The following is a 25,125-nucleotide window of genomic DNA, read 5'->3' on the forward strand; positions in this document are numbered from 1 at the left end:
ACATGATTTTCACCAGCAAACCCCTTGCCTTAACCTCCACGTGCCGCGCCGCGCTGTGGGTTGCCGCCGGATTCAGCACCGTGCTGATGGGCGGTTGCGCCACGTCCGCGACGTCCAAGGTCGGCGCGACCACCAAGGTCGAGTACTACCCGACCTGCTACGAGCCGGTGCAGCACCTGCGTGCGACTGACTCGGACATGACCAAGTCCGTTGCCACTGGCGCGGTCCTCGGTGCCTTGGGCGGCGCGGCCCTCGGCGCGCTGACCGGCGACTCCGACAACCGTGGTCGCAACGCTGCCATCGGTGCCGCCGGCGGTGCCCTCGCGGGCGGCGCGGCGGGTTATTACACCGAGAAGCAGAAGCAGATCACCGACGACAACCAGCGTATCGGTTCCTATGCCACCGATATCAACAAGAGCGCCGCCGATATCGATCGCAGCACTGCCTATGCCCGGGCGTCCCAGAGCTGCTACCAGCGTGAGTTCACCAGCCTGGTCAATGCGCGCAAGGCCAAGACCATCAACGACACCGAAGGCCGCAAGCGCCTGGCGGAAATCGTTGCCGGCCTGAAAGAGTCCAATGACCTGATCGTCGCCGTGAACGGCAAGGCCAGCGAAGACCTGAGCAATTACACCCAGGCCTACGAAAAAGACCTGCAGACCGTCGGTGTCCAGCGTACTGACGTGGTCACCGTGGCGACCGCCGATACCGCACCAGTGGTTGCGCCGACCTCCGGCAAGGGCAAGAAACAGGTCAAGGCCGTGAAGAAGCCACCGCTGCCTACCGTACCGAAAGAAGCGGTCGCGACCGAGAAGACCATCCAGGACGCCAACGCCAAGAAAGCCGCCAGCCAGGAAGTGGCGACCACCGGGCAGTCCCAGGTCAACAGCATGTGCAAGAACCCGGACCTGGGCGACTGGGCACCGGTGCCTTGCCCGAATGCCTGAGTGACCGGTTGGTCACTAACTTGCTGAGATAAGCAGCAAACGCCCACCGATCTTCTTGCAACGAAGCAGATCGGTGGCGTTCCCCGAACAAACCGCTACACTGCGCCGGCTATTCAATTTTTCTGCCGAGGCGCTGTGCATGAAATTCCGTTTTCTTCTCTGGGCAATGGGCCTGTTGATGGCCCGGGCCAGTCGCAATAATCCTGCGTTCCAGCAGCAACTGGCTGACAAGTCCCTGGTATTCCAGTTGCAGACCCTGGACGGCAAGGTGGCGCGTCATTTCACGGTCAAGGACCAGCGCATCACCAGCAAGTCCGGGACTTGTCCGGAGCCGGCGTTTGCCATTGCCTTCAAGGATGCCGAGTACGGCTTCGCCACGATGCAGGCGAAGAACAAGCAACTGGCGTTCATGACGGGGATTCAGGACAAGTCGATCCAGATCAAGGGTAACCCGGCGCTGGTGATCTGGTTCCAGGGCCTGACCAAGTACCTCAAGCCGAAGAAAAAGAAGGCCTGATCAAGATTGCAGATCGTTCCCACGCTCCGCGTGGGAATGCAGCCCGTGACGCTCCGCGTCACAGATCCAGAGCGTCCAGTGAGGCGTTCCCACGCAAAGCGTGGGAACGATCAGGTATCGCCGCGGCTCTTTGTAGGAGCCGGGCTTGCCAGCGATAGCGGTCTTCCTGGCGCCGTGTCAGCCCTGGCTGAACTGCGAAGCCAGTTCGCGCAGCAATACTTCCGCTTCCAGCACCTTGTTCACCACGTCCTCGGCCTTGTCGCGGCTCAGGCCCAGGCGGTCGAGCAGGGCGTCGGGTATCTCTTCATCCGGACCGGAACCGATATTGCGGCTGCGCAGCAGGCGCACGGCCAGGCACACCAGGTTCGGGTACTCGGCATAGTCACCGTCGTAGCTCGGGTCGTGCTGGAAGCGCAGCGCGGTGGCCAGCTCGTCCGGCATGTCCCAGTACCGCATCAGCCAGGAACCGATCTGCTCGCGGCTGATGCCCAGCAGGTGCTGTTCGACATAGCTGTGGCACAGGTGCGGGTTGACCTCCAGGTGGCGGCAGATCAGCGAGAAGTGCGGCGGGAATACATGGGCCAGCAGCAGGTAGCCGAAGTTGTGCAGCAGGCCCGCCAGGTAGGTCAGGCCGGCTTCCGGACGCTGTGCGCGAGGCATGGCGCGGGTCAGGCCTTCGATCACCGCGGCGGTGTAGATCGATTGCTGCCAGTATGGAGTGCTGTGCTGCGGGTGGTCCTTGGGCAGGCTCAGGGTCTTGCCCAGGGCCAGGCCGAGGGCCAGGTTGATCACCAGGTCGAAGCCCAGTACGCGCACGATGGCGTCTTCCACCGAGCGGATCTTGCCCGGCGAGGCGTAGTAGGGCGATGCCGCCCAGCTCACCACTTGCGCGGCCAGGGCCGGATCGGTCTCGACCACACCGGTGATGTCGTCGATGGTCGCGTCGGGATCGACTCGCAGCTTGATGATCTTTTGCGCGGTTTCCGCCAGGGGCGGGATCTCGATGGTCGCTTCCAGGCGTTGCTGGATGCGTCGGGCGGTAAAGGCCTGCACCGCCTGGGTGATTTCCTCGCGGTCATCGTCCGGGCGGTCGAGGTTCGGGCGGATGCTGCTCAGCGCTTCGCCGAAACTGGCGGCGCTGGCCTTGCTGAGCATGCTCTTGAAGTCGTCGCTGGAGATTTCCAGCAGCAGGCCGACCTCACCGGAGTTGATCAGCACGCTGGGCTCACGCAGCAGTTGTTCTTCGTACAGGCACGGCGAACTGGTCAGTGCCGGCAGGCCGGGCAGCAGGTGCAGGCTGTGCTTGCCGAGCATGCGCTCCAGGCGTTCGGTCGGCACGGCGGTCAAGCGCCGGCCGGTGAGTTCGGTCAGGCGGTTGAGGTCGAGCAGCTGGCTCTGCGGGAACAGGACCATGAGCGCGCCGACTGCGTCGTCGAGCAGCACCGCCTGTACCTTGCGAGCCGCCGGCAGACCAGGCAGGTCCACGACTTCGCGGTAGTTGATGGCTAGCTTGTCGAGCAGCAGCCGGACCACAGACGGGGTGTGCGGGGTTGCATCGATGAGGGCAACTTCTGTCATGGTCTGTATCCGGTTTCCTACAATTTCACCAGTATAACCAGCTTGTCCCGGTGATTGGTCCGTGAATTGTGAGGTCTATCACACTTGACCGTATTGTTGCCCATGGCGCAGCCAGCGTTCCAGCAGCGGGCTGACATGCTGCGGCCAGCGGGCGAGCAGGGCCTGGGCCGCATCGCGCACGGCGGGGAGCAGATCGGCGTCGCGCATCAGGTCGGCGACCTTGAATTGCAGCAGGCCGGTCTGGCGCGTGCCGAGCATTTCGCCGGGGCCGCGTAGCTCCAGGTCCTTCTCGGCAATGATAAAGCCGTCGTTGGTTTCGCGCATGATGCCCAGGCGCTGGCGCCCGATCTGCGACAGCGGCGGATGGTAGAGCAGCACGCAATGACTGGCGGCGCTGCCCCGGCCAACCCGGCCGCGCAGCTGGTGCAGCTGCGCCAGGCCCAGGCGCTCGGGGTTCTCGATGATCATCAGGCTGGCGTTGGGCACGTCGACGCCGACTTCGATCACGGTGGTGGCCACCAGCAGTTGCAGGTGGCCGGCCTTGAACTCGGCCATCACCGCGGCTTTTTCCGCCGGCTTCATGCGCCCGTGGATCAGCCCGACGCGCAGCTCACCGAGGGCGGCGGTCAATTCCTCGAAGGTGGTCTCGGCCGCCTGGCAGGTCAGTTCCTCGGACTCTTCGATCAGAGTACAGACCCAGTAGGCCTGGCGGCCTTCGGCGCAGGCGGCGCGGACCCGCTCGACCACTTCGAAGCGTCGGCTGTCGGCTACCAGCACGGTATTGACTGGCGTGCGGCCGGGCGGCAGCTCGTCGAGGATCGAGGTGTCGAGGTCGGCGTAGGCGCTCATCGCCAATGTGCGGGGGATCGGCGTGGCGGTCATGATCAACTGGTGCGGGCACATGCGCCCGCCGACGCCTTTCTGGCGCAGGGCCAGGCGCTGCTGGACGCCGAAACGGTGCTGTTCGTCGATGATCACCAGGGCCAGGTTCTTGAACTGCACTTCGTCCTGGAACAGCGCGTGGGTGCCGACCACCATCGGCGTGCCGCTGGCGATCTGTTCCAGGGCGGCGGCACGGGCCTTGCCCTTGAGCTTTCCGGCCAGCCAGGCGGTGTCGATGCCCAGCGGCGTCAGCCAGCGCTGGAAGTTGATGAAGTGCTGTTCGGCGAGGATCTCGGTCGGCGCCATCAGCGCCACCTGGTAGCCGGCCTCCAGGGCTTGCAGGGCGGCCAGGGCGGCGACGACGGTCTTGCCCGCGCCGACATCGCCCTGGATCAGCCGCAGCATCGGCTCGGGCTGGCTGAGGTCGTAGGCGACTTCGTTGCCGACCCGCTGCTGGGCACCGGTGGGCGGGAAGCCGAGGTTGGCGAGAAACTGCTCCGGCAGTTTGCGCGCCTTGGGCAAGGCCGGCGCGCGCAGTGCCCGCAGGCTTTCCCGCAGGCGTTGCTGGGACAGCTGGTGGGTGAGCAGTTCTTCGAAGGCCAGGCGGTGCTGGGCCCAGTGATGCCCGAGGGCGAGCTCCTCGACATCGGCATCGGCCGGTGGCTGGTGCAGGTAGCGGATCGCGTCGTCCAGCGGCGCCAGCTGGTAGTCGCGGGCCAGTTCCTGGGGCAACCAGTCCGGCAGGCTGCGCGGGCCGAGCATTGCCAGACTCTGCTGGCTCAGCAGGCGCAGGCGCTGTTGGGTCAGGCCTTCGGTCAACGGATAGATCGGGGTCAGGGTCTGGTCCACGGGCGGCGGTTCGTCACCGGTCAGGGCGCGGTATTCCGGGTGGTAGATCTCCAGGCCCGAGGCGCCGGGGCGGGCCTCGCCGTAGCAGCGCACATGGGTGCCGCGCTTGAGGCCTTCCTTCTGCGCATTGCTGAAGTGGTAGAAGCGCAGGCTCAAGCTGCCGGTGCCGTCGTTCAGGCGCACCAGCAGACTGCGGCGCTTGCCCATGACCACGTCGGCACCGCTGACCACGCCCTCGATCACCGCGTCCTGGCCGGGGCGCAGGGCGCCGATGGGCACGATACGGGTGCGGTCCTGGTAACGCAGGGGCAGGTGGAACAGGACGTCCTGGATATTCTCCAGGCCGACCTTGGCCAGTTTCTCGGCCATGGCTTCGCCGACACCCTTGAGTGCCGTGACCGATACCTGCGACAGCTCAGTCACGGCATTCAGCTCGCGACGGGCGGCTTGGCCACCGAGCACAGGCGGATCGAATCGGCGAGGATTTCAATCGCCTTGGGCCGCGGGAAGCTGGCACGCCAGGCGATGGCCACGGTGCGGAACGGTACGGGCGGCGTCAGCGGCCGGACCTCGATGACGCCGGGTGCGTAGTGATGGCTGTCCACCGCCGAGAGCGGCAGCACGGAAATGCCCAGGCCGGAGGCAACCATGTGGCGGATGGTTTCCAGGGAACTGGATTCGACCGTGGTGTGCTTGGCCGCTTCGCTGCCCTTGACCAGGGTCGGGCAGGCTTCGAGGACCTGGTCGCGGAAGCAGTGGCCTTCGCCCAGCAGCAGCAGGCTCTTGTCGTTGAGCAGGGCGCTGTCGATGGTTTCCTTCTGGGTCCAGGGGTGCGAGGCCGGCATCAGCACGTAGAACGGCTCGTCGTACAACGGCAGGGTCAGCACATCGGCTTCGTTGAACGGCAGGGCGATGATCACCGCGTCCAGTTCACCGTTGCGCAGCTTGTCGCGCAGGATGTGGGTGAAGTTTTCCTCGATATACAACGGCATCTGCGGGGCGACCCGGTGCAGTTGCGGGATCAGGTGCGGGAACAGATAGGGGCCGACCGTATAGATCGCGCCGACTTTCAGCGGTGCGGTCAGCTGGTTTTTCCCGGCCTGGGCCAGTTCGCGGATGCCCTGGGCCTGTTCCAGGACCTTTTGTGCCTGGGCAACGATGCCTTCGCCGACCGGCGTCAGGCGTACGGCGCTCTTGCTGCGCTCGAAAATCAGCACACCGAGTTCGTCTTCCAGCTTTTTCACGCCCACCGACAGGGTCGGCTGGCTGACATGGCAGCGCTCGGCCGCGTGGCCGAAGTGTTGCTCCTGGGCAAGGGTAACGATGTAGCGTAATTCTGTCAGAGTCATAGCGAGCGTCCATAAGGTTGCGGGCCAAGCATAACGGCTGCAATCGATAGACGCACGTTATCAGACGCAGGATAAGCGGCGATTGTCGTTAATTTAATGAAACGACGGGTTTGTGGGGCTTGAGTCTGGATTATAGGGAGATAAACCTGTGGGAGCGGGCTTGCCCGCGAAGAGGCCAGTGCGAGCGCCAAAAGCTTTGATCGTTCCCACGCTCCGCGTTTGATCGTTCCCACGCTCTGCGTGGGAATGCCTCCCCGGACGCTCAGCGTCCAGCGTCGGCGAGGTGACGCAGAGCGTCACTGGCTGCATTCCCACGCGGAGCGTGGGAACGATCGGTGTCGGTGATCAGCGGCCGCGCTTGTCGATGGAATAGACGAAGGGCGCGACGATTTCGATGCTGCCGTTGGTCAGCATGTCTGCCGGTGGCTTGGGCAGGGGCTGGGCACGGCGGATCATTTCCAGGGTGGCGCGATCCAGGTCGGCGTTGCCCGAACGGCCCACCAGCTCGTACGAAAGTACTTTGCCTTCGGCGTCGACGACGAAGCGCAGACGGTTCAGGCCTTCCTTGCCGCGGGATTGGGCGGCAGGCGGGTACTTCTTGTATTTGCCCAGGTGCGCCAGCAGGGTGCCTTCCCAGCTCGCCTTGGCGGCGACCTGCTGTGGCGAAGGGCCCGGTGCCGGCGCGGCGGATTTCTCCGGCGGACGGTTGGTCGGCGGCTCCTCGGAAGGTTTCTCTTCCTTGGGCTTTTCCTTTTCCGGTTCCTTCTTCACTTCCGGTTTCGGCGGCTGTGGCTTGGGTTTGGGCTTGACCGGCTTGGGCACCGAGATCGTCGGCTTCGGCGCTTCGGCGAGCTTGGGCAGCGGCAGTTCTTCCACCGGTGCCGGCGGCTGCGGTGGCGTCACCACCTTGGGCGGTGCGGGCGGTGGCGGTGCCGGCGGCAGGGGAGCGAGCTCGACCATCATGGCCTGCGGCGGCAGTTCGATCGGCTTGGACACCGACCAGTTCAGGGCAGCGAGAATCGCCACCGCGTGAACGCCCAGCACCAGGACCAGGCTACCGCCGTAACGCGTCAGCTTATGGCGCGTCGTGATCATTTCTTGGCTGCCGTCTCGAGTCCGACCAGACCGACCTTCAGGTAGCCGGCGGCGCGCAGGGAGTCCATGACGCGCATCAGGTCACCGTAATCCACGCCCTTGTCGGCCTGGAAGAAGATGGTGGTGTCTTTCTTGCCGTGGGTCTTGGCGTCCAGGGAAGCACCCAGGGACTCGGCCTTGACCTCGTCTTCGCCGAGGAACAGGCGTTGATCGGCCTTGACGCTGAGGAATACCGGTTTCTCCGGACGCGGTGCCGGCTTGGCCGTGGAGGCGGGCAGGTCGACCTTGATGTCCACGGTGGCCAGCGGCGCGGCGACCATGAAGATGATCAGCAGCACCAGCATCACGTCGATAAATGGCGTGACGTTGATTTCATGGTTCTCGGCGAGATCGTCGTCCGCGCCTTCTTTCAAATGCAAGCCCATGGCTGATTACCCTACTTTGACCATGTGCGGTTGAGTGGCGCGCTCTGGCGGCAGGTGATCGAGGTCACGGCTGACCAGCAACAGGACTTCGGCCGAGGCATCGGACACCTGGGCCTTGTAGCCGGCGATGGAGCGGGCGAAGACGTTGTAGATCACTACCGCCGGGATCGCGGCAACCAGGCCCAGGGCCGTGGCCAGCAGGGCTTCGGCGATGCCGGGGGCTACCACGGCGAGGTTGGTGGTCTGAGTCTTGGCGATGCCGATGAAGCTGTTCATGATGCCCCAGACGGTACCGAACAGGCCGACGAAGGGTGCGGTGGAACCGATGGTGGCGAGCACGCCGGTGCCGCTGCTCATGTTGCGACCGCAGGCGGCGACCAGGCGCTCCAGGCGGAAGCTGACGCGTTCCTTGATGCCTTCTTTCTCGCGGCTGTTGGCCGACAGGCGCATTTCTTCGAGCGCGTCGTGTACCAGCAGGTTGGCCAGGGTCCCTTCCTTGGCCGCGCTGGCGCTGGCTTCCTTGAGGGTGGTGGCTTTCTTCAGGTTGGCGATTTCACCGCGCAGGCGGCGCTTGGCGCCCAGCAGCTCGAAGCCCTTGGCGATCCAGATGGTCCAGGTGATGATCGAGGCGATGGCCAGGCCGATCATGACTATTTTCACGATGATATCGGCGTTCTTGTACATGCCCCATGGCGACAGGTCGTGGCCCAGGCCCAGGGTGGTGTCTTCGACTGGCAGTACGTCGGCTTCGGCCGGTGCGGCGTTTTCCACCTGGGCCGGGTCGGCGGCGACCGGTGTCACCGCTGTTGCGGCTGGCACGGCAGCGGCCGGCGCAGTGGCGGCGGGTGCGGTGTGGTTGGTCGGCTCGTCGGCAAATGCCGCGGTCGGGGCCAGCAGCAGGCTGAACAGCAACGCAGCAATCGAACGCCAGGCGCGTGAAGGACTAGGGGACTGGGTTGGCGAAGCGGAGGATTGATAGCGTGTCATGCTGGCCGGACCTGAGCGAAGTAGAATGGGGTCTTGTCCTTCCAGGCCTCGTGGGGCCGAGAACAAATGGTCGGGCATTATTGCAAGTAATTCTTGTTAACAGAAGTAATAGCGTCTCTTTTTTTCCTCCATTGCTATCCGTTCGTCCATTCCCGGCGCTAGTCTGTGGCTCTTTTTGTGGAGATTTCCGATGTCCGCTCCCTCTGTTCTGATCGCCGGTTGCGGTGATGTCGGTAGTCGCCTGGCGACTCGATTGCTGGCCCAGGGCTGGCAGGTGCATGGCCTGCGCCGCTCGATTTCGCGCCTGCCGGAAGGTGTTCTCGGTGTGGCGGGCGACCTGTTCGCCGAGCAGCGTCCGGCTGGCTGGCCGAGCGGCCCGCTGGATTACCTGGTGTATTGCGCGGCAGCCACCGATCACGATGAAGCCGGTTATCGCGCTGCCTATGTCGACGGTTTGCAACACGTCCTGGACTGGCTCAAGCAGTCGGGGCAGCAGCCCAGGCGTCTGTTGTTCGTCTCCAGCAGCAGTGTGTACGTGCAGCAACAGGGCGAATGGGTCGATGAAACTTCGCCAGCCGAGGCCGAGGGTTATTCCGGGCGCCTGATGCTCGAGGCCGAGCGACTGGCCCTCGACAGCGGTATCCCGGCAAGCCGGGTACGCCTGACGGGGATCTACGGGCCGGGCCGCGAGTGGCTGTTGACCCAGGTGCGCCGCGGTTATCGGGTGGCGGTCGAGCCGCCTTTATATGGCAACCGCATTCATGTCGATGACGCGGCCGGGTTGCTGGCGTTCCTGCTGGGGGCGGACCGGGCGGGCAAGGCGCTGGAGGATTGTTATATCGGCGTCGATGATGCGCCGGCGCCGCTGGCCGAGGTGGTGGGTTGGTTGCGCGAGTATCTGGGGGTCACCGAGTGGGACGCCGAGGCCAGTGTACGGCGCACCGGCAGCAAGCGCTGCAGCAATGCCCGGGCGCGGGCCCTGGGTTGGGTGCCCGAGTATGCAAGCTATCGCGAGGGGTATGCGGCGATTCTTGAGGGGCGTTGCTGAAACAGACGAGCGTAATTTCTGTAGGAGCTGGCTTGCCAGCGATGAGGCCGGTAAGACTTGCATTGATCTTGCGGGTGTCATCGCCGGCAAGCCGGCTCCCACAGGTTTGTGTGTCGCCGCGAAGTATCGTGTCAACCACGATCCATGTGGGAGCTGGCAAGCCGGCTCCCACAGGGTGGCGTAGGTTATTTCTCCAGCAACCACTGGCGGTTGCCCGGATAAAGCTGCGGCTGTTCGTCGGCCTGGGCCGAGTTCAGCGCCTGGAAGATTTCCAGTTGCTTGCCCTTGCGCACAAAGATCCAGGCACTGCCCTTGTCACCCTGTTGCAGCCAGATACTGTCGTTGTCGCCGCTCATGTTCGCGCAATCGCCCGCCAGGCAAAGGGCATAGCGGTCGCTGCCGGGTAGGCCTTCGAGACGTCCGTCCGGCAGGAACTTCACCTGGGTGCCTTCGCCGGGGCCGCTGACGATCTTCCAGTCGCCGCCCATGTAGGCCGCATACAGGGCCTGTTCGAAGCTGGCGCCTACCGGTGCTTCAGCCGGCAGTTCGTTCGGGGTACGAACGAAAGTCTGCTCGGGCTCGGAGTCGCTGGCGCCCTGGATCAGTTCCTTGCCGTCACGGACCAGTGGGGTGCCAGTGCTGCCATAGAAATCAACGTGCCACTTCTCCTTGCCGTCCGCCCGCACATGCCCTTCGGGGCGCTCGAAGCCGTTGCTGTACTTGGCCTGGCCATTGCGGGTATCGACATTCCATTCCAGGTTCGGCCCGTAGGTTTCCAGGGCTTCACGCAAGCTGCCCTTTTTCACGGCCGCATCGATGGCTGCCTGGTTGATCCAGGTGCCGCTGATGTCATATTTGGCGGGGTCGCTGGCGCAACCGCCGAGCAGGAGGGCTAACACCGGGATGGCAAGCGCTTTGCGCATGGTGGAATCCTTGCAGACGAGGCTGGCGCAGTGTTGAAGGCTGCGCCAGGCAGTGCGGGGTTGTTCTGGGGGACGTGATCGGAGTGGTTATTCGATGACCAGGATCGCGTCCATTTCGACCTGCGAGCCACGTGGCAGCGCTGCGACACCGATGGCGGCGCGAGCCGGGTACGGTTGTTCGAAGTACTTGCCCATGATCTCGTTGACCTTGGCGAAGTGGCTCAGGTCGGTCAGGAAGATGTTCAGCTTGACGATGTCCTTGAACGAACCGCCGGCCGCTTCGGCCACCGCTTTCAGGTTCTCGAAGACCTGGACGGTCTGGGCTTCGAAGCCGTCGACCAGTTCCATGGTTTTCGGGTCCAGGGGAATCTGGCCGGACATGTACACGGTGTTGCCCGCCTTGATCGCCTGGGAGTAGGTGCCGATGGCGGCCGGGGCCTTGTCGCTGCTGATAACGCTCTTGGTCATGAATGACTCCTTGTAATGTCTGGGCGGCTAGGCGCGCATGCGGGTGATGCGGATCACCCCGGTCAGGGCGCGCAGTTTCTTGATCACGCGGGCCAGGTGCACGCGGTCGTGCACGCTGACCACCAATTGGACGACGCTGATGCGACCATCGCGCTCGTCCATGCTGATTTTCTCGATATTGCCGTCGGCCGCGTTGACGCTGCTGGCCAGCAGGGCGATCAGGCCGCGCTGGTGTTCCAGCTCCACGCGCAGCTCGACGTTGAATTCGCCGGTGACATCCTTGGCCCAGGAGAGCTGGATGCATTTTTCCGGGTTGTGGCGGATTTCGCTGATATTGCGGCAGTTGTCCAGGTGCACGACCATGCCCTTGCCCGCGGACAGGTGGCCGACAATCGGGTCGCCGGGGATCGGCGTGCAGCACTTGGCGTAGCTGAGCACCAGGCCTTCGGTGCCGCGAATCGCCAGCGGACCTTCGGGGCTGGGCAGTTGTTCGCCTTCGCCGAGCAGCCGGCGGGCGACCACGTACGCCATGCGGTTGCCCAGGCCGATATCTTCCAGCAGGTCTTCGATCAGCTCCAGGCGGTACTCGTGGAGCATCAGCTGGATGCGCTCGGCCGGGATCTTGTCCAGGGCGCTGTCGAAACCGTTGAGGACCTTGTTCAGCAGGCGTTCGCCCAGGCTGATGGACTCGGAGCGACGCTGCAGCTTCAGGGCATGACGGATATGCGTGCGGGCCTTGCCGGTGACCACGAAGTTGAGCCATGCCGGATTCGGCCGGGCGCCGGGGGCGCTGACGATCTCGACCGTGGAGCCGCTTTGCAGCGGTTCGGACAGCGGGGCAAGACGGCGATTGATCCGGCAGGCAATGCAACTGTTGCCGACGTCGGTGTGCACCGCGTAGGCGAAGTCGACCGCCGTGGAGCCTTTCGGCAGCTCCATGATCCGGCCCTTGGGCGTGAAGACGTAGACCTCGTCCGGGAACAGGTCGATCTTCACGCTCTCGATGAACTCCAGGGAGTTGCCGGCGCGTTGCTGCATCTCCAGCACGCCCTTGACCCACTGGCGGGCGCGGGCGTGGGTGCCCTTGGGCTGCTCGTCGCCGCTGGACTTGTACAGCCAGTGGGCGGCGATGCCGTTGTTGGCCATCTCTTCCATTTCGCGGGTACGGATCTGGATCTCGATCGGTACGCCGTGCATGCCGAACAGCGTCGTATGCAGCGACTGGTAGCCGTTGGCCTTGGGAATCGCGATGTAGTCCTTGAAGCGGCCGGGCAGGGGCTTGTACAAATTATGTACAGCGCCGAGCACGCGATAGCAGGTATCGACCTTGTCGACGATGATCCGGAACGCATAGACGTCCATGATCTCGTTGAAGGCCCGGCGTTTGCCGCGCATCTTGGTATAGATGCCGTAGAGGTGTTTCTGCCGGCCGCTGACCTCGCCCTGGATGCCGTCGACGGCCAGGCAGTGGCTGAGGGATTCCTCGATCTTGTTGACGATTTCCTTGCGATTGCCCCGGGCGCGCTTGACCGCCTGGTAGATCCGAGCGGAACGCATCGGGTGCATGGCCTTGAAGCCGAGGTCTTCGAACTCGACACGGATCGCATGCATGCCCAGCCGATTGGCGATGGGCGCGTAGATTTCCAGGGTTTCCTTGGCGATGCGCCGGCGTTTCTCGCCGGACAGCACTTCCAGGGTGCGCATGTTGTGCAGGCGGTCGGCGAGCTTGACCAGGATCACGCGGATATCGCGGGCCATGGCCATGGCCATCTTCTGGAAGTTTTCCGCCTGGGCCTCGGCCTTGGTCTCGAAATTCATCTGGGTCAGCTTGCTGACCCCGTCGACCAGTTCGGCCACGGTCTCGCCGAACTGCGCCTGCAGCGCTTCCTTGGCGATCCCGGTGTCTTCGATCACGTCATGCAGCATCGCGGCCATCAGGCTCTGATGGTCCATGTGCATGTCGGCAAGGATATTGGCCACCGCCAGCGGATGCGTGACGTAGGCTTCGCCGCTGCGACGGCGCTGGCCATCGTGGGCTTGTTCTGCGTAGAAATACGCCCGGCGGACCAGATTGACCTGGTCGGCGCCGAGGTAGGCCGATAAGCGATCGGCGAGGGCGTCTATGCTCGGCATGAGGTTTCCCCCGGCCGAAGCCTTGTACCCTGCGCCGTGCTACGTCGACCAGGCATAGGCTTAGACGGCCTCGTTGGACTCGTCCTCGAACGCCGCGAACAGAGGTTCGTCTTCGACGATCTCTTCGTTGGCGATCATTTCGTAGCTCACCAGACCTTCGGCGATTTCACGCAGGGCCACAACGGTAGGCTTGTCGTTTTCCCATGCCACTTTCGGCTCTTTGCCGCCGGTCGCCAGTTGACGAGCACGCTTGGTAGAGAGCATGACCAGCTCAAAACGGTTATCCACGTGTTCTAGGCAGTCTTCAACGGTTACGCGGGCCATGGTGTTCCTCGTAGCAAATGCGGTAGGCGCGCTGCCCGGATGGGCGAGCGGACTGAACAGTTTAAAAAATCACCAGCGATTAGGGAAGCGCTGATTTTCCCAGCAAACACCCGAACGCGCTACAAGTACCAATGTAAAGCCCTCGCAGCGGTTTTGGGAAGTCCTCGTTACGCCAGCAATTGTGTCAGCAGGGCGCTGAAACGCTGCTGCTGGGACTGCTGTTGCAACTGGTTGGCGCGGAAAATCGCCTTGAGATCGTCCAGTGCGTGGGCGAAATCGTCGTTGATGATCAGGAAGTCGTATTCCACATAGTGGCTCATTTCACTGACCGCTTCGCGCATCCGCCCTTCGATGATCTCGTCGCTGTCCTGGCCGCGGTTGGTCAGGCGCTGGCGCAGGGCGTGCTGGCTCGGCGGCAGGATGAAGATCGACTTGGCCTCGGGCATCTGCCGGCGGACCTGCTCGGCGCCTTGCCAGTCGATCTCGAGGATCAGGTCGTGGCCTTCGTCCAGGGTCTGTTGCAGGTGACTTTGCGAAGTGCCATAGAGGTTGCCGAAGACTTCGGCCTGCTCGAGGAAATCACCGTGCTCGGTCATGCGCACGAACTCGGCGCGGTCGACGAAGTGGTAGTTCACCCCGTCGACTTCGCCCGGGCGCATGGCGCGGGTGGTGTGCGAGACCGAGACGCGAATCTGCGGTTGCGCGTCGATCAGGGCCTTGACCAGGCTGGTCTTGCCTGCGCCCGACGGTGCGGAAATGATGTAGAGGATGCCAGTGCTGTGGGTCATGTCGGGGTAGCCTTACTCGATATTCTGTACTTGTTCGCGCATCTGCTCGATCAACACCTTGAGGTTGACCGCCGCGGTGGTGCTGCGCGGGTCGAAGGCCTTGGAGCCCAGGGTATTGGCTTCGCGGTTGAGTTCCTGCATCAGGAAGTCCAGGCGCCGGCCGGCAGCCCCGCCGGACTTGAGCACCCGGCGTACTTCGACGATGTGGGTGCTCAGGCGGTCGAGTTCCTCGGCCACGTCGCTTTTCTGCGCCAGCAGGACCATTTCCTGTTCCAGGCGCAGCGGATCCAGTTCAGCCTGCATGTCGGCGAAGCGGTCGAGGACCTTCTGACGCTGGGTGGCGAGCATTTGCGGCACCAGCTCGCGCAGGGTCAGGACATCTTCCTCGATCGAGGTCAGGCGTTCGTTGATCAGTCGGGCCAGCTCCGCGCCTTCGCGCTCGCGGCCGTTCTTCAGTTCCTTCAGACCTTTGTTGAACAAGGCCAGGGCTTCAGTGTCGAGGGCCTGCGGGTCGCTGGCGTCGGCCACCAGCACACCGGGCCAGGCCAGCACTTCCAGCGGGTTCAGCGCGGCCGGCTGCTTGATCAGTCCGGCGACGGTCTCGGCGGCGGCGATCAACTGCGTGGCGCGTTCGCGGTCGACCTGCAGCGGCTTGCCGGTGGTTTCCTCGGTGAAGCGCAGGGTGCATTCCAGCTTGCCGCGGGACAAGCCCTGGCGCAGGGCTTCGCGCACCGCGCCTTCGAGGTCGCGGAAGGCTTCCGGCAGGCGCAGGTGCGGTTCCAGGTAGCGGCTGTTGACCGAGCGCAGTTCCCAGCTCAGGGTGCCCTGGGTTCCGGCGCTTTCGACACGGGCGAAGGCGGTCATGCTGTGGACCATGGAAGTACCTCGCTGTTCGGGCCTGCCGGCGTTGCCGGGGCTGACCTGATAAATAAATTAAAGCCGAGTGGCAGCAAAGGCGCAGGATTGTAGCGCAGTGCGGCAAATGCCCCAATGCCGGTCGATGACCTGCGTATATCCACAAGACCGTGGGCGCCGGCTTGCCGGCGATGGCGGCCGATCAGGCGATGGCGTCAGTGGGTCTTTTGTCGTCTGGGTGAGCGTTATCGCCGGCAAGCCGGCTCCCACAGGTAGGGTTTGGGGCGGCGGTGAATTTTAAGAAGTGCCCAGCGCAGGCCATGGCCTCTATAATGCCGGGTAGATTTCCGTCCCTGTACAGGTATTCCCAGATGAAACGTCCAAGTGGTCGCGCTGCCGATCAGCTCCGCTCGATCCGCATCACCCGCAACTACACCAAACACGCCGAGGGATCTGTACTGGTCGAGTTCGGTGACACCAAAGTGATTTGTACGGTCAGCGTCGAGAACGGGGTGCCACGCTTCCTCAAGGGGCAGGGCCAGGGCTGGCTGACCGCCGAGTACGGCATGCTGCCTCGGGCCACTGGCGAGCGTAACCAGCGTGAAGCGAGCCGTGGCAAGCAGGGCGGCCGGACTCTGGAGATCCAGCGTCTGATCGGTCGTTCGCTGCGTGCTTCGCTGGATATGTCCAAGCTGGGCGACGTGACCCTGTATGTCGACTGCGACGTGATCCAGGCCGACGGCGGCACCCGCACCGCGTCCATCACCGGTTCCATGGTCGCGCTGGTCGATGCCCTGGCCGTGATCAAGAAACGTGGCGGCCTGAAGGGTGGCAGCCCGCTCAAGCAGATGATCGCCGCTGTCTCGGTGGGCATGTACCAGGGTGAGCCGGTGCTCGATCTGGACTACCTGGAAGACTCCGCCGCCGAGACCGACCTCAACGTGGTGATGACCAGCACCGGTGGCTTCATCGAAGTCCAGGGCACTGCCGAAGGCGCGCCATTCCAGCCGGAAGAGCTGAATGCGATGCTGGCACTGGCACAAAAAGGCATGAACGAGATATTCGAATTGCAGAACGCCGCCCTGGCTGACTGATTATCCGGACTTTTCCCCGCGTACAAGGAGAGCGCCATGAGTGAACAGACGCCTGTGCCGACACCGGGTTCAGATGTCCGGCAGTGGGCGATGTTCTGTCACTTATCGGCGTTTCTCGGCTACTGGTTTCCTTTCGGCAGCCTGATCGGGCCGTTGATCCTCTGGCAGATGAAGCGCGAGCAGGATCCGTTCATCGATGCCCAGGGCAAGGAAGCGCTGAATTTCCAGATCACCGTGGCGGTGGCCGCGATGGTCTGTTTCGCGCTGATGTTCGTGGTGATCGGTTTCCTGCTGTTCGGCCTGCTGGCCATTGGTGCGGTGGTGTTGACCATCATTGCCGGCATCAAGGCCAACCAGGGCATCGCCTACCGCTATCCCTTCACCTGGCGGCCGATCAAGTAGCTTCGGGTAGGCTTTAGGGCCTCATCGCCGGCAAGCCGGCTCCCACAAGCCGGCTTTTTTTGTCACGGCGAAAAGACACTCAGATGGTCAACGTCCAGTCGTAGTCGACGATCAGCGGCGCGTGCTGCGAGAAGCGCGGCTGGCGCGGCAGGCGTGCGCTGCGTACGAAGCGGCGCAGTCCCGGCGTCAGGATCTGATAATCGAAGCGCCAGCCGAGGTTGAGCATCTCGGCCTGTTCGTTATCCGGCCACCAGCTGTACTGGTCGCCTTCGCGGCTGACTTCGCGCAGGGCATCGACATAACCCATGTTGCCGACAATCTCGTCCATCCAGGCACGCTCAGGCGCCAGGAAACCCGGGGATTGCTGGCTGTCGCGCCAGTTCTTGATGTCGAGCTTCTGTTGCGCCACATAGAGCGAGCCGCAATAGATGTACTCGCGACGTTTGCGCCGCTGTTTATCCAGGTAGCGGGCGAAGTCGTCCATAAGCTTGAACTTCTGGTTCAAGTCTTCATCGCCGTTCTGCCCTGATGGAAGCAGCAAGGTCGCGATGCTGACCTTGTCGAAATCGGCTTGCAGGTAGCGCCCGTAGCGGTCTGCCGTCTCGAAACCGAGACCACTGATGACAGCCTTCGGTTGCAACCGCGAATACAGAGCCACGCCACCTTGGGCGGGGACTTCGGCATCGCAGGCATAAAGGAAGTAGCCATCCAGTTGGAAGGCTGGGTCGTCCAGTTCAAAGGCGGAGGCGCGGGTGTCCTGCAAGCAGATGACGTCGGCATTCTGGGCTTGCAGCCAACTGAGCAAACCACGCTCGACTGCAGCCTGAATACCATTGACGTTCACACTGATGATCCGCATAAATGGCCCCAAAAATCACGTGCGTGTATGATACCCGAGGTCTACCTAATTAGCTAAATCCGTGGTATTTGGGGCTTTTTTCATGCAGGCGTATCAGCGCGATTTCATTCGTTTTGCCATCGATCGCGGGGTTTTGCGCTTCGGTGAGTTCACCCTGAAGTCCGGACGCACCAGTCCTTACTTCTTCAATGCCGGCCTGTTCAACTCAGGTTCCGCCCTGGCCCAGCTGGGGCGTTTCTATGCCGCGGCGATCGTCGAGAGCGGTATTCCCTTCGACGTCCTGTTCGGCCCGGCCTACAAAGGCATTCCCCTGGCGGCCGCGACCGCCGTGGCCTTGGCCGAGCATCACCAGCTCGACCTGCCATGGTGTTTCAATCGCAAGGAAGCCAAGGCCCACGGCGAAGGCGGCAGCCTGGTCGGCGCGCCATTGACCGGCAATGTGCTGATCATCGACGACGTGATCACCGCCGGTACGGCGATTCGCGAAGTGATGCAGATCATCGAATCCCAGGACGGCGCCAAGGCCGCGGGCGTGTTGATCGCGCTGAACCGCCAGGAGCGCGGCAACGGCGAGTTGTCGGCGATCCAGGAAGTCGAGCGTGATTTCGGCATTCCGGTGGTCAGCATCGTGTCGCTGAACCAGGTCCTCGAATTCCTCGCAGGTGACGAGCAGCTCAAGCAGCATCTGCCGGCGGTCGAGGCTTATCGCGCACAGTACGGGGTCTGACCCTTCTTGAGGCGCGGATACCTGTGGCTGGCCCTGGCCCTCGGGGCTTCGTTCGCCGTGCAGGCGGACGAAGTGCTGCTGTACCGTTACGTCGATAACAAAGGCGTGACGGTCCTGGATCGCCAGGGTGTGCCGCCGGAGTACATCGGCAAGGGCTACCAGGTGCTCAACCAGCGCGGCCGGGTGATCCAGACCGTGGCCCCGGCACTCACCGCCGAACAGATCCAGCAGAAGCAGGCCGAGAAGGCCCAGGCCGACGCCAATGCCCAGTTGCTGCAGCGTTACTCTAGTGTCGATGAGGTCGACAAGGCTCTGGGGCGCAAGCTGGCCGAGCTGGATGGCTTGATTGCCAGCGTGCAGACCAATCTCCAGGCGTTGCTGGCCCAGCAGGCCGGCCTGCAAGGCCAGGCGGCGGAGCAGGAGCGCGCCGGCAAGGAGGTTTCGTCGCAACTGCTGGCCCAGCTCGCCGGTTTGCGCGACGAGCAGGTGCGGATGAAGGCCGATATTGCCAAGTACCAGGCCGCACGCAGCCAGTCGCAACAGGACTTCGCCGTGGATCGGGCGCGGGTCGAGCAACTGCTGCGCTGAGGCAATGCCGCTTTCTGTAGGAGCCTGCTCCTACAGATGATCGTTCCCACGCTCCAGCGTGGGACACGAGCAGAAAAAAAGCCCCGCCCGGTTTCCCGGAGCGGGGCTTTTTCATCGCCGGCGTTTAGTGACGCTTGCGATTGCTGATCAGGGTACCCATGCCGGTATCGGTGAAGATCTCCAGCAGGACCGCATTCGGTACCCGACCATCGATGATCAGCGAGCTGCCCACGCCGCCCTGGACCGCTTCCAGCGCGCACTGGATCTTCGGCAGCATGCCGCCGTAGATGGTGCCGTCGGCGATCAGGCCGTTGACCTGGTCGGTGCTCAGGCCGGTCAGGACCTTGCCTTCCTTGTCCATCAGGCCGGCGATATTGGTCAGCAGCATCAGCTTTTCGGCTTTCAGCGCTTCGGCAATCTTGCCCGCCACCAGGTCGGCGTTGATGTTGTAGGACTCGCCATTGGCGCCCACGCCGATCGGCGCGATCACCGGAATGAAATCGCCCTTGACCAGCAGGTTCAGCAGGTCGGTGTTGATCCCGACCACTTCGCCCACCTGGCCGTAATCGATGATTTCCGGCGCGGTCATTTCCGGGGTCTGGCGGGTCACGGTGAGCTTCTTCGCCCGAATCAGTTCCGCGTCCTTGCCGGTCAGGCCGATGGCGCTGCCGCCGTGGCGGTTGATCAGGTTGACGATGCTCTTGTTCACCTGGCCGCCGAGAACCATCTCCACCACGTCCATGGTCTGCGCGTCGGTGACGCGCATGCCGTCGACGAAATGGCTTTCGATGGACAGGCGCTTGAGCAGGTCGCCGATCTGCGGGCCGCCGCCGTGCACGACCACCGGGTTGATACCCACGGCCTTCATCAACACGATATCGCGGGCAAAGCCGGTCTTCAGCTCTTCGCTTTCCATAGCGTTGCCGCCGTACTTGATCACCAGCGTCTTGCCGACGTATCGGCGGATGTAAGGCAACGCTTCGGAAAGAACCTTGGCGGTATTGGCAGCGGCATCGCGTTCGAGGGTCATTCAGGGCTCCGGTGGAACAAGTGGTCAGGCGGTGTTTTTACACCGCCTGTGTGTCAGAACGGTAGTTGGAGGTCGGGTGCAACACGTTTGAGCTGTGCGTGGAACACATCCTTGATGCGCTGCAACTCGGCCTCGGTATCGGCTTCGAAGCGCAGCACCAGCACCGGCGTGGTGTTGGAGGCGCGAACCAGGCCCCAGCCTTTGGGGTAGTCGACCCGCACACCGTCGATGGTAGTCAGGTTCGCGTCGCCCCATTGTGCGTCGTGCAGGGCTTCAATGATGCTGAATTTGCTCTCGTCGGTCACATTGATATTGATTTCCGGCGTGGAAATATCGTTCGGGAAGGTCGCGAACAGCTCCTCGGCGCTGGATTTCTCCTGGCTGAGGATCTCCAGCAGGCGCGCGGCGCTGTAGATGCCGTCGTCGAAACCGAACCAGCGCTCCTTGAAGAAGATGTGGCCGCTCATCTCGCCGGCCAGCAGGGCACCGCTCTGCTTCATTTTCTTCTTGATCAGCGAATGACCGGTCTTCCACATCACCGGGCGGCCGCCATATTCCTGGATCAACGGGGTCAGGCGGCGGGTGCATTTGACGTCGAAGATGATATCCGCACCGGGGTTGCGCGACACCACGTCCTTGGCGAACAGCATCAGCAGGCGGTCCGGGAAGACGATGTTGCCGGTGTTGGTCACCACGCCGACGCGGTCGCCGTCGCCGTCGAAGGCCAGGCCCAGGTCGGCGTTGGTTTCCTTGACCTTGGCGATCAGGTCCTCGAGGTTCTCCGGCTTGCCCGGGTCCGGATGGTGGTTCGGGAAGTTGCCGTCGACGTCGCAGAACAGCGGAATCACTTCGCAGCCCAGGGCCTCGATCAGTTGCGGGGCGATCACGCCGGCGGCGCCGTTACCGCAGTCGACCACCACCTTGAGTTTCTTCGCCAGCACGATGTCTTCGCGGATCTGCTGGAAGTAGCGGTCGAGGATATCGACCTTCTCGATGCTGCCCTTGCCGCTGCTCAGGTCATTGGTCTTCAGGCGGGTGTGCAGGGCCTGGATCTGTTCGTTGGCCAGGGTGTCGCCGGCGATGACGATCTTGAAACCGTTGTAGTTCGACGGGTTGTGGCTGCCGGTGAGCATGACCCCGGACTTGCCGGCGAGCACGTTGGCGGCGTAGTACAGCGCCGGTGTCGGCACCAGGCCGACATCGCTGACATGGCAGCCGCTGTCGTGCAGGCCCTGGATCAGTTGCCGGACCAGTTCCGGACCGGACAGGCGCCCGTCGCGGCCGACGCAGACATTCGGTTCGCCCTGGGCCAGGCTCTGGGAGCCGATGGCGCGACCGATCCAGTAGGCGGTTTCGGCGGTCAGGGTTTCCGGAATCGTGCCGCGGATGTCATAGGCGCGGAAGATGCTGTCGGGGAAAGTCGGGGCAGTGCGTGTGATGCTGTTCATGGCGAGAGGGTGCTCCGTTCTCAGGAAATCCTGGTTTTCGTCGAGAATGTCGATATCAAGGATATCGGTATCTTGGAACAGCGGATCGATCCATTCGGCACCCGGGGTGACGGTCTGGATCGGCGCTGGGGCACTGCTGGTCGTCGAGCCTGGATCGATGCCGGGATTATTCGCGGCGGCGGCAGGCTGGCCATTGCGCAAAGAGAAGCGCGCCAGATCCTGCGCCAGTCCGTTGAGGGCCGGCAGGCTCAAACTGAAGGCTTTGACGGCTTTTCCGCCGGAGAGTTCGTGAAACAGCTGTTCCAGCTGTCGGGCATCGCCGTCGAGACGGTCTTGCAGGCGTTTGTGGGTCAGACGGATCGCCAGCGCCGTGCTACCGAGCACCACCAGCATCGTCAGCAGCATCAGCCCGTAGGTGCTGATCGGGTAGCCGAACTGGAACGCCGGGCCGGGGCTGAACTTCAGCGCCCAGTTGGTGTTGTTGGTGCTGAACGGATAGCTGTCGCCCGAGGCAGCGTTGCCGCGTTGGTCGAGCACCTGTTCCGGGCTGCCGAGAATGCTTTGGGTGAGTTGCAACGAACCGCTATCCGGATGCCAGTTGCCGAAGGCCTTGAGCAGGCGTTGCAGATCGAAGACCAGCAGCAGGGTGCCGCGGGCATCGGTTGTTTCGCCCAGGGTCGCCACGCTGTAGACCAGCCAGCGTTGCCCGACCTTGTAGGCTTCCGGGGGTGGCCGGGTTCCGCGTTCGGCACGGCGGATCAGGTCCAGGGCGGAGAAATTCAGCGGCGCGGCGCGGTCGGTGACCGGCTGGGCGGCGTCACGCAGGTTGAGTTGCACATCCACCAGGCCATTCATGTATCGCAGGCTGTCTTCCGCCGCTTTCACGGTATCGGCATTCTGGCTTTGCAGGGCTTTCAAGAGGGCGGGGTTGAGCGCGGCGGCGTCGGTCTGGGCGATCAGGTCGGTGGTGGCCTGGGCCAGGGTCGAGGCGACCACGGCGCCGCCTGTTTGCGCCAGTTGCAGGCGAAAGGTCTGGTTCCAGGGGGCGAGCACACCGAACCAGAGCAGTGCCGCCGCCAGCAGCAGGCCGCCGAGCGCGATCTTCAGTCCTGGAAGCAGTGGATTGTCGACCTCGTTCGAAGCCGAGTGATCAGGGTGTTCGGGACCGTTGGCGGTCTTTGCACTGCGCTTGAGGCCTTTCAAATACCGTCTCCGCGAAATTCATCCTGAAATGCAGTGCGAATTGTTCAGGCCGGGTGTGTGGCCCGGCCTGAATCAGCGTAGGTCAATGACTGCCTGAGTGCCCGAAACCACCGGCACCGCGCTGGCTTTCATCGAATTCCTGGACCAGCTCGAAGTGGGCCTGGACCACCGGCACCAGCACCAGTTGGGCAATGCGCTCGCCGACGGCGATATTGAAGGCGGTCTGGCCGCGGTTCCAGCACGAGACCATCAATTCGCCCTGGTAGTCCGAGTCGATCAGGCCGACCAGGTTACCCAGCACGATCCCGTGTTTGTGGCCCAGGCCGGAGCGCGGCAGGATCAGCGCGGCCAGGCCCGGATCGCCGATATAGACGGACAGGCCGGTAGGGATCAACAAGGTCTGGCCCGGTTCCAGTACGGTGTCCTGCTGGAGCATGGCGCGCAGGTCGAGGCCGGCCGAGCCGGGGGTGGCGTACTGCGGCAGCGGGAATTCGTTGCCGATGCGTGGGTCGAGGATCTTGGCTTGCAAAGCGTGCATGTGGATTAAACCTGGTTCAGTCGTGTGGCGATAAAAGAGATCAGCTGGCGGGCAATCTTGCCTTTGCTGGTCTGGGCGAAAAGTGTCGCGTGCAGGTCCCGGTCGATCACGCTGCAGGCGTTTTCCTCGCTGTTGAAGCCGATGCTGGGGTTGGCCACGTCATTGGCGACGATCAGGTCGAGGTTCTTGTCCTTCAGCTTGCGCGCTGCGTAATCGAGCAGGTGCTCGGTCTCGGCGGCAAAACCGACGCTGAACGGGCGATCGGGGCGGGAGGCGATGGTGGCCAGGATGTCCGGGTTGCGCACCATCTGCAGCAGCAGGCCGTCGCCGTTCGTAGGGTCTTTCTTTAGTTTTTGCGGGGCGACGACTTCCGGGCGGTAGTCCGCCACTGCGGCCGAGGCAATGAACAGGTCACAGGGGATCGCGGCTTCGCAGGCGGCGAGCATGTCGCGGGCGCTGACGACGTCGATACGGCTGACCCGGTCCGGAGTCGGCAGGTGTACCGGGCCGGTGATCAGGGTGACGCGGGCACCGGCTTCGACGGCGGCCTCGGCCAGGGCAAAACCCATTTTCCCGGAGCTGTGGTTGGTGATGTAGCGCACCGGGTCGATGTTTTCCTGGGTCGGGCCGGCGGTGATCAGGACGTGCTTGCCGGTCAGTGCCAGGTGCTGGAAGCAGTCGGCGGCGCACTGGGCCAGGTCGGTGGCTTCGAGCATGCGCCCCAGGCCGACGTCGCCGCAGGCCTGGCTGCCGGAGGCCGGGCCGAAGACTTTCAGGCCGCGGCTCTGCAGCAATTGGGTGTTGGCCTGGGTCGCGGGATCGCGCCACATGGCCTGGTTCATCGCCGGGGCGATGGCCACGGTGGCGTCCGTGGCGAGCACCAGTGTGGTCAGCAGGTCATCGGCGATGCCCTGGGCCAGGCGCGCGATCAGATCGGCGGTCGCCGGCGCGATCAGCACCAGGTCGGCCCATTTGGCCAGTTCGATATGGCCCATCGCGGCCTCGGCCGCCGGGTCGAGCAGGTCCAGGTGCACCGGGTGCCCGGATAGCGCCTGCATGGTCAGCGGGGTGATGAACTCGCTGCCGCCACGGGTCATGACCACGCGCACCTCGGCGCCCTGGTCGAGAAGTCGGCGAACCAGCTCGGCGCTCTTGTAGGCGGCAATGCCACCGCCGACGCCGAGAACGATGCGTTTCCGATACAGCCGCTGCATAGGCCTGCCTTTTAGTCCGGTGATTGCTACCCCCGACGACGCCTCCCCAGGCCGGATCGGGGGTAAAAATGATGGGCTAAGATAACACAGCGCCCGTCATGGAACAGCGGGGCCCACAGGACAGGGAGGTGTGATGAGTATTCGCGATTGGCCGGCTGCGGAGCGGCCGCGAGAGAAACTGCTGGAACTGGGATCGGCAAGCCTGTCGGATGCCGAGCTGCTGGCGATCTTCCTGCGCACCGGGGTTTCTGGCAGAAGTGCCGTGGATCTGGCGCGACATTTGTTAGGACAATTCGGTAGTTTGCGTAGCCTGCTGGAGGCTGATCAGCGGGAATTCAGTCGTGAGCTGGGCCTGGGGCCGGCCAAGTTCGCCCAATTGCAGGCGGTGCTGGAGATGGCCCGTCGGCACCTGGCCGAGCGTCTGCGCCGTGATTCGGCCCTGGAGAGTCCGCGGGCGGTGCGCGACTACCTCAAGGCGATGCTGCGCCACGAGCCCCATGAGGTGTTCGGCTGCCTGTTCATGGATGCCAAGCACCGGGTGCTGGCTTTCGAAGCGCTGTTCCAGGGTTCCATCGACAACACCGCCGTCTACCCCCGCCAGGTGGTGAAACGGGCGCTGGCGCACAATGCGGCCGCGCTGATCCTGTGCCACAACCATCCTTCCGGTATCGCCGAGCCCAGCCAGGCCGACCGGCTGCTGACCCGGCGCCTGAAGGATGCCCTGGAGTTCGTCGATGTGCGGGTGCTCGACCATTTCATCGTCGGCGAGGGCGAGCCGTTTTCCATGATGGAGCATGGGTTGATGTAGGTGGGAGGCCAGCAGGCATCGCGATCCCTTGTAATTGGATGGACTC

Annotated in this window: 25 protein-coding genes; 8 read left to right on the forward strand and 17 right to left on the reverse strand. The window is 63.5% G+C overall.

The features are described from left to right. The first annotated feature begins 2 nt into the window (after window positions 1–2). A complete protein-coding gene (gene tagQ, locus HX851_RS28275) occupies window positions 3–947 on the forward strand; it encodes a type VI secretion system-associated lipoprotein TagQ (protein WP_177058506.1) in 945 nt (314 codons plus the stop codon). Window positions 948–1,086: 139 nt separating this feature from the next. Then, the gene (locus HX851_RS28280) at window positions 1,087–1,464 is read left to right on the forward strand and encodes an SCP2 sterol-binding domain-containing protein (RefSeq protein ID WP_177058361.1); all 378 of its coding nucleotides are present in this window, start codon (window positions 1,087–1,089) and stop codon (window positions 1,462–1,464) included. A 177-nt stretch (window positions 1,465–1,641) separates the two neighbouring features. On the opposite strand, the gene HX851_RS28285 is transcribed toward HX851_RS28280, so the two are convergent. From HX851_RS28285 to exbB, 6 genes are all read right to left on the reverse strand, one after another. Further along, window positions 1,642–3,042 carry an aminoacyl-tRNA deacylase and HDOD domain-containing protein gene (locus HX851_RS28285; protein WP_177058360.1) on the reverse strand — a complete coding sequence of 467 codons (1,401 nt, stop codon included), beginning with the start codon at window positions 3,040–3,042 and terminating at the stop codon, window positions 1,642–1,644. A gap of 78 nt (window positions 3,043–3,120) precedes the next feature. Further along, window positions 3,121–5,196: an ATP-dependent DNA helicase RecG gene (gene recG / locus HX851_RS28290; RefSeq protein ID WP_177066333.1), complete on the reverse strand. Its 2,076-nt coding sequence runs from the start codon at window positions 5,194–5,196 to the stop codon at window positions 3,121–3,123. Between the two features lie 5 nt (window positions 5,197–5,201). Further along, a complete protein-coding gene (locus HX851_RS28295) occupies window positions 5,202–6,122 on the reverse strand; it encodes a hydrogen peroxide-inducible genes activator (RefSeq protein WP_017125560.1) in 921 nt (306 codons plus the stop codon). Window positions 6,123–6,467: 345 nt separating this feature from the next. Beyond that, window positions 6,468–7,217, reverse strand: coding sequence for an energy transducer TonB family protein (locus HX851_RS28300; protein WP_103032604.1), 750 nt, complete (start codon window positions 7,215–7,217; stop codon window positions 6,468–6,470). Then, on the reverse strand, window positions 7,214–7,642 hold the full coding sequence (gene exbD, locus HX851_RS28305) for a TonB system transport protein ExbD (protein WP_017125558.1): 429 nt from the start codon (window positions 7,640–7,642) through the stop codon (window positions 7,214–7,216). Before exbD ends, HX851_RS28300 begins: the two co-directional genes overlap by 4 nt. A 6-nt stretch (window positions 7,643–7,648) precedes the next feature. Next, the gene (exbB, locus tag HX851_RS28310) at window positions 7,649–8,629 is read right to left on the reverse strand and encodes a tonB-system energizer ExbB (protein WP_177058358.1); all 981 of its coding nucleotides are present in this window, start codon (window positions 8,627–8,629) and stop codon (window positions 7,649–7,651) included. Window positions 8,630–8,819: 190 nt separating this feature from the next. Here exbB and HX851_RS28315 point away from each other — a divergent pair, with 190 nt between their 5' ends. Beyond that, window positions 8,820–9,677 (forward strand): SDR family oxidoreductase, encoded by an 858-nt coding sequence (locus HX851_RS28315; RefSeq protein WP_177066334.1) that lies wholly within the window; start codon window positions 8,820–8,822, stop codon window positions 9,675–9,677. 185 nt (window positions 9,678–9,862) lie between these two features. On the opposite strand, the gene HX851_RS28320 is transcribed toward HX851_RS28315, so the two are convergent. From HX851_RS28320 to HX851_RS28345, 6 genes are all read right to left on the reverse strand, one after another. Then, window positions 9,863–10,600, reverse strand: a complete 738-nt coding sequence (locus tag HX851_RS28320; RefSeq protein ID WP_177058356.1) for a hypothetical protein — start codon at window positions 10,598–10,600, stop codon at window positions 9,863–9,865. 87 nt (window positions 10,601–10,687) lie between these two features. Next, window positions 10,688–11,068, reverse strand: a complete 381-nt coding sequence (gene ridA, locus HX851_RS28325; protein ID WP_177058355.1) for a RidA family protein — start codon at window positions 11,066–11,068, stop codon at window positions 10,688–10,690. A 27-nt stretch (window positions 11,069–11,095) separates the two neighbouring features. Beyond that, on the reverse strand, window positions 11,096–13,201 hold the full coding sequence (gene spoT, locus HX851_RS28330) for a bifunctional GTP diphosphokinase/guanosine-3',5'-bis pyrophosphate 3'-pyrophosphohydrolase (RefSeq protein WP_177058354.1): 2,106 nt from the start codon (window positions 13,199–13,201) through the stop codon (window positions 11,096–11,098). 60 nt (window positions 13,202–13,261) lie between these two features. Next, a complete protein-coding gene (rpoZ, locus tag HX851_RS28335; RefSeq protein WP_010447888.1) occupies window positions 13,262–13,525 on the reverse strand; it encodes a DNA-directed RNA polymerase subunit omega in 264 nt (87 codons plus the stop codon). Window positions 13,526–13,692: 167 nt separating this feature from the next. Further along, window positions 13,693–14,313, reverse strand: a complete 621-nt coding sequence (gene gmk, locus HX851_RS28340; RefSeq protein WP_177058353.1) for a guanylate kinase — start codon at window positions 14,311–14,313, stop codon at window positions 13,693–13,695. A 12-nt stretch (window positions 14,314–14,325) separates the two neighbouring features. Beyond that, window positions 14,326–15,189: a YicC/YloC family endoribonuclease gene (locus tag HX851_RS28345; RefSeq protein ID WP_177066335.1), complete on the reverse strand. Its 864-nt coding sequence runs from the start codon at window positions 15,187–15,189 to the stop codon at window positions 14,326–14,328. 350 nt (window positions 15,190–15,539) lie between these two features. On the opposite strand from HX851_RS28345, the gene rph reads away from it, so the two are divergent. Both rph and HX851_RS28355 read left to right on the forward strand, forming a co-directional pair. Then, complete coding sequence (gene rph / locus HX851_RS28350; protein WP_177066336.1) at window positions 15,540–16,262, forward strand: ribonuclease PH; 723 nt, start codon at window positions 15,540–15,542, stop codon at window positions 16,260–16,262. A 36-nt stretch (window positions 16,263–16,298) separates the two neighbouring features. Then, the gene (locus HX851_RS28355) at window positions 16,299–16,664 is read left to right on the forward strand and encodes a DUF4870 domain-containing protein (protein WP_177066337.1); all 366 of its coding nucleotides are present in this window, start codon (window positions 16,299–16,301) and stop codon (window positions 16,662–16,664) included. A 79-nt stretch (window positions 16,665–16,743) separates the two neighbouring features. Here the strand turns inward: HX851_RS28355 and crc are convergent, their stop codons facing one another. Then, complete coding sequence (gene crc / locus HX851_RS28360; protein ID WP_017125545.1) at window positions 16,744–17,523, reverse strand: catabolite repression control protein Crc; 780 nt, start codon at window positions 17,521–17,523, stop codon at window positions 16,744–16,746. An 82-nt stretch (window positions 17,524–17,605) separates the two neighbouring features. Between crc and pyrE the strand changes: the two genes are divergently transcribed. Together pyrE and HX851_RS28370 are read left to right on the forward strand one after the other, a co-directional pair. Continuing rightward, window positions 17,606–18,250, forward strand: coding sequence for an orotate phosphoribosyltransferase (gene pyrE / locus HX851_RS28365; RefSeq protein ID WP_177058349.1), 645 nt, complete (start codon window positions 17,606–17,608; stop codon window positions 18,248–18,250). A 6-nt stretch (window positions 18,251–18,256) separates the two neighbouring features. Then, window positions 18,257–18,838, forward strand: coding sequence for a DUF4124 domain-containing protein (locus tag HX851_RS28370; protein WP_177058348.1), 582 nt, complete (start codon window positions 18,257–18,259; stop codon window positions 18,836–18,838). Window positions 18,839–18,962: 124 nt separating this feature from the next. Here the strand turns inward: HX851_RS28370 and argB are convergent, their stop codons facing one another. The 4 genes from argB to coaBC form a co-directional block, all read right to left on the reverse strand. Then, the gene (gene argB / locus HX851_RS28375) at window positions 18,963–19,868 is read right to left on the reverse strand and encodes an acetylglutamate kinase (protein ID WP_017125544.1); all 906 of its coding nucleotides are present in this window, start codon (window positions 19,866–19,868) and stop codon (window positions 18,963–18,965) included. Window positions 19,869–19,921: 53 nt separating this feature from the next. Then, window positions 19,922–21,316, reverse strand: coding sequence for a phosphomannomutase/phosphoglucomutase (gene algC / locus HX851_RS33490; RefSeq protein ID WP_218170592.1), 1,395 nt, complete (start codon window positions 21,314–21,316; stop codon window positions 19,922–19,924). A gap of 1,285 nt (window positions 21,317–22,601) precedes the next feature. Further along, entirely contained in the window at window positions 22,602–23,057 is a 456-nt protein-coding gene (dut, locus tag HX851_RS28385; protein ID WP_017125542.1) for a dUTP diphosphatase, read from the reverse strand. Window positions 23,058–23,062: 5 nt separating this feature from the next. Beyond that, on the reverse strand, window positions 23,063–24,271 hold the full coding sequence (gene coaBC, locus HX851_RS28390) for a bifunctional phosphopantothenoylcysteine decarboxylase/phosphopantothenate--cysteine ligase CoaBC (protein WP_177058346.1): 1,209 nt from the start codon (window positions 24,269–24,271) through the stop codon (window positions 23,063–23,065). A gap of 133 nt (window positions 24,272–24,404) precedes the next feature. Here coaBC and radC point away from each other — a divergent pair, with 133 nt between their 5' ends. Next, entirely contained in the window at window positions 24,405–25,079 is a 675-nt protein-coding gene (gene radC, locus HX851_RS28395) for a RadC family protein (protein WP_177058345.1), read from the forward strand. The last annotated feature ends 46 nt before the right edge of the window (window positions 25,080–25,125 follow it).

Origin of the sequence: Pseudomonas gingeri (assembly GCF_013385635.1) — a bacterium.
Classification (GTDB): Bacteria; Pseudomonadota; Gammaproteobacteria; order Pseudomonadales; family Pseudomonadaceae; genus Aquipseudomonas; species Aquipseudomonas gingeri_A.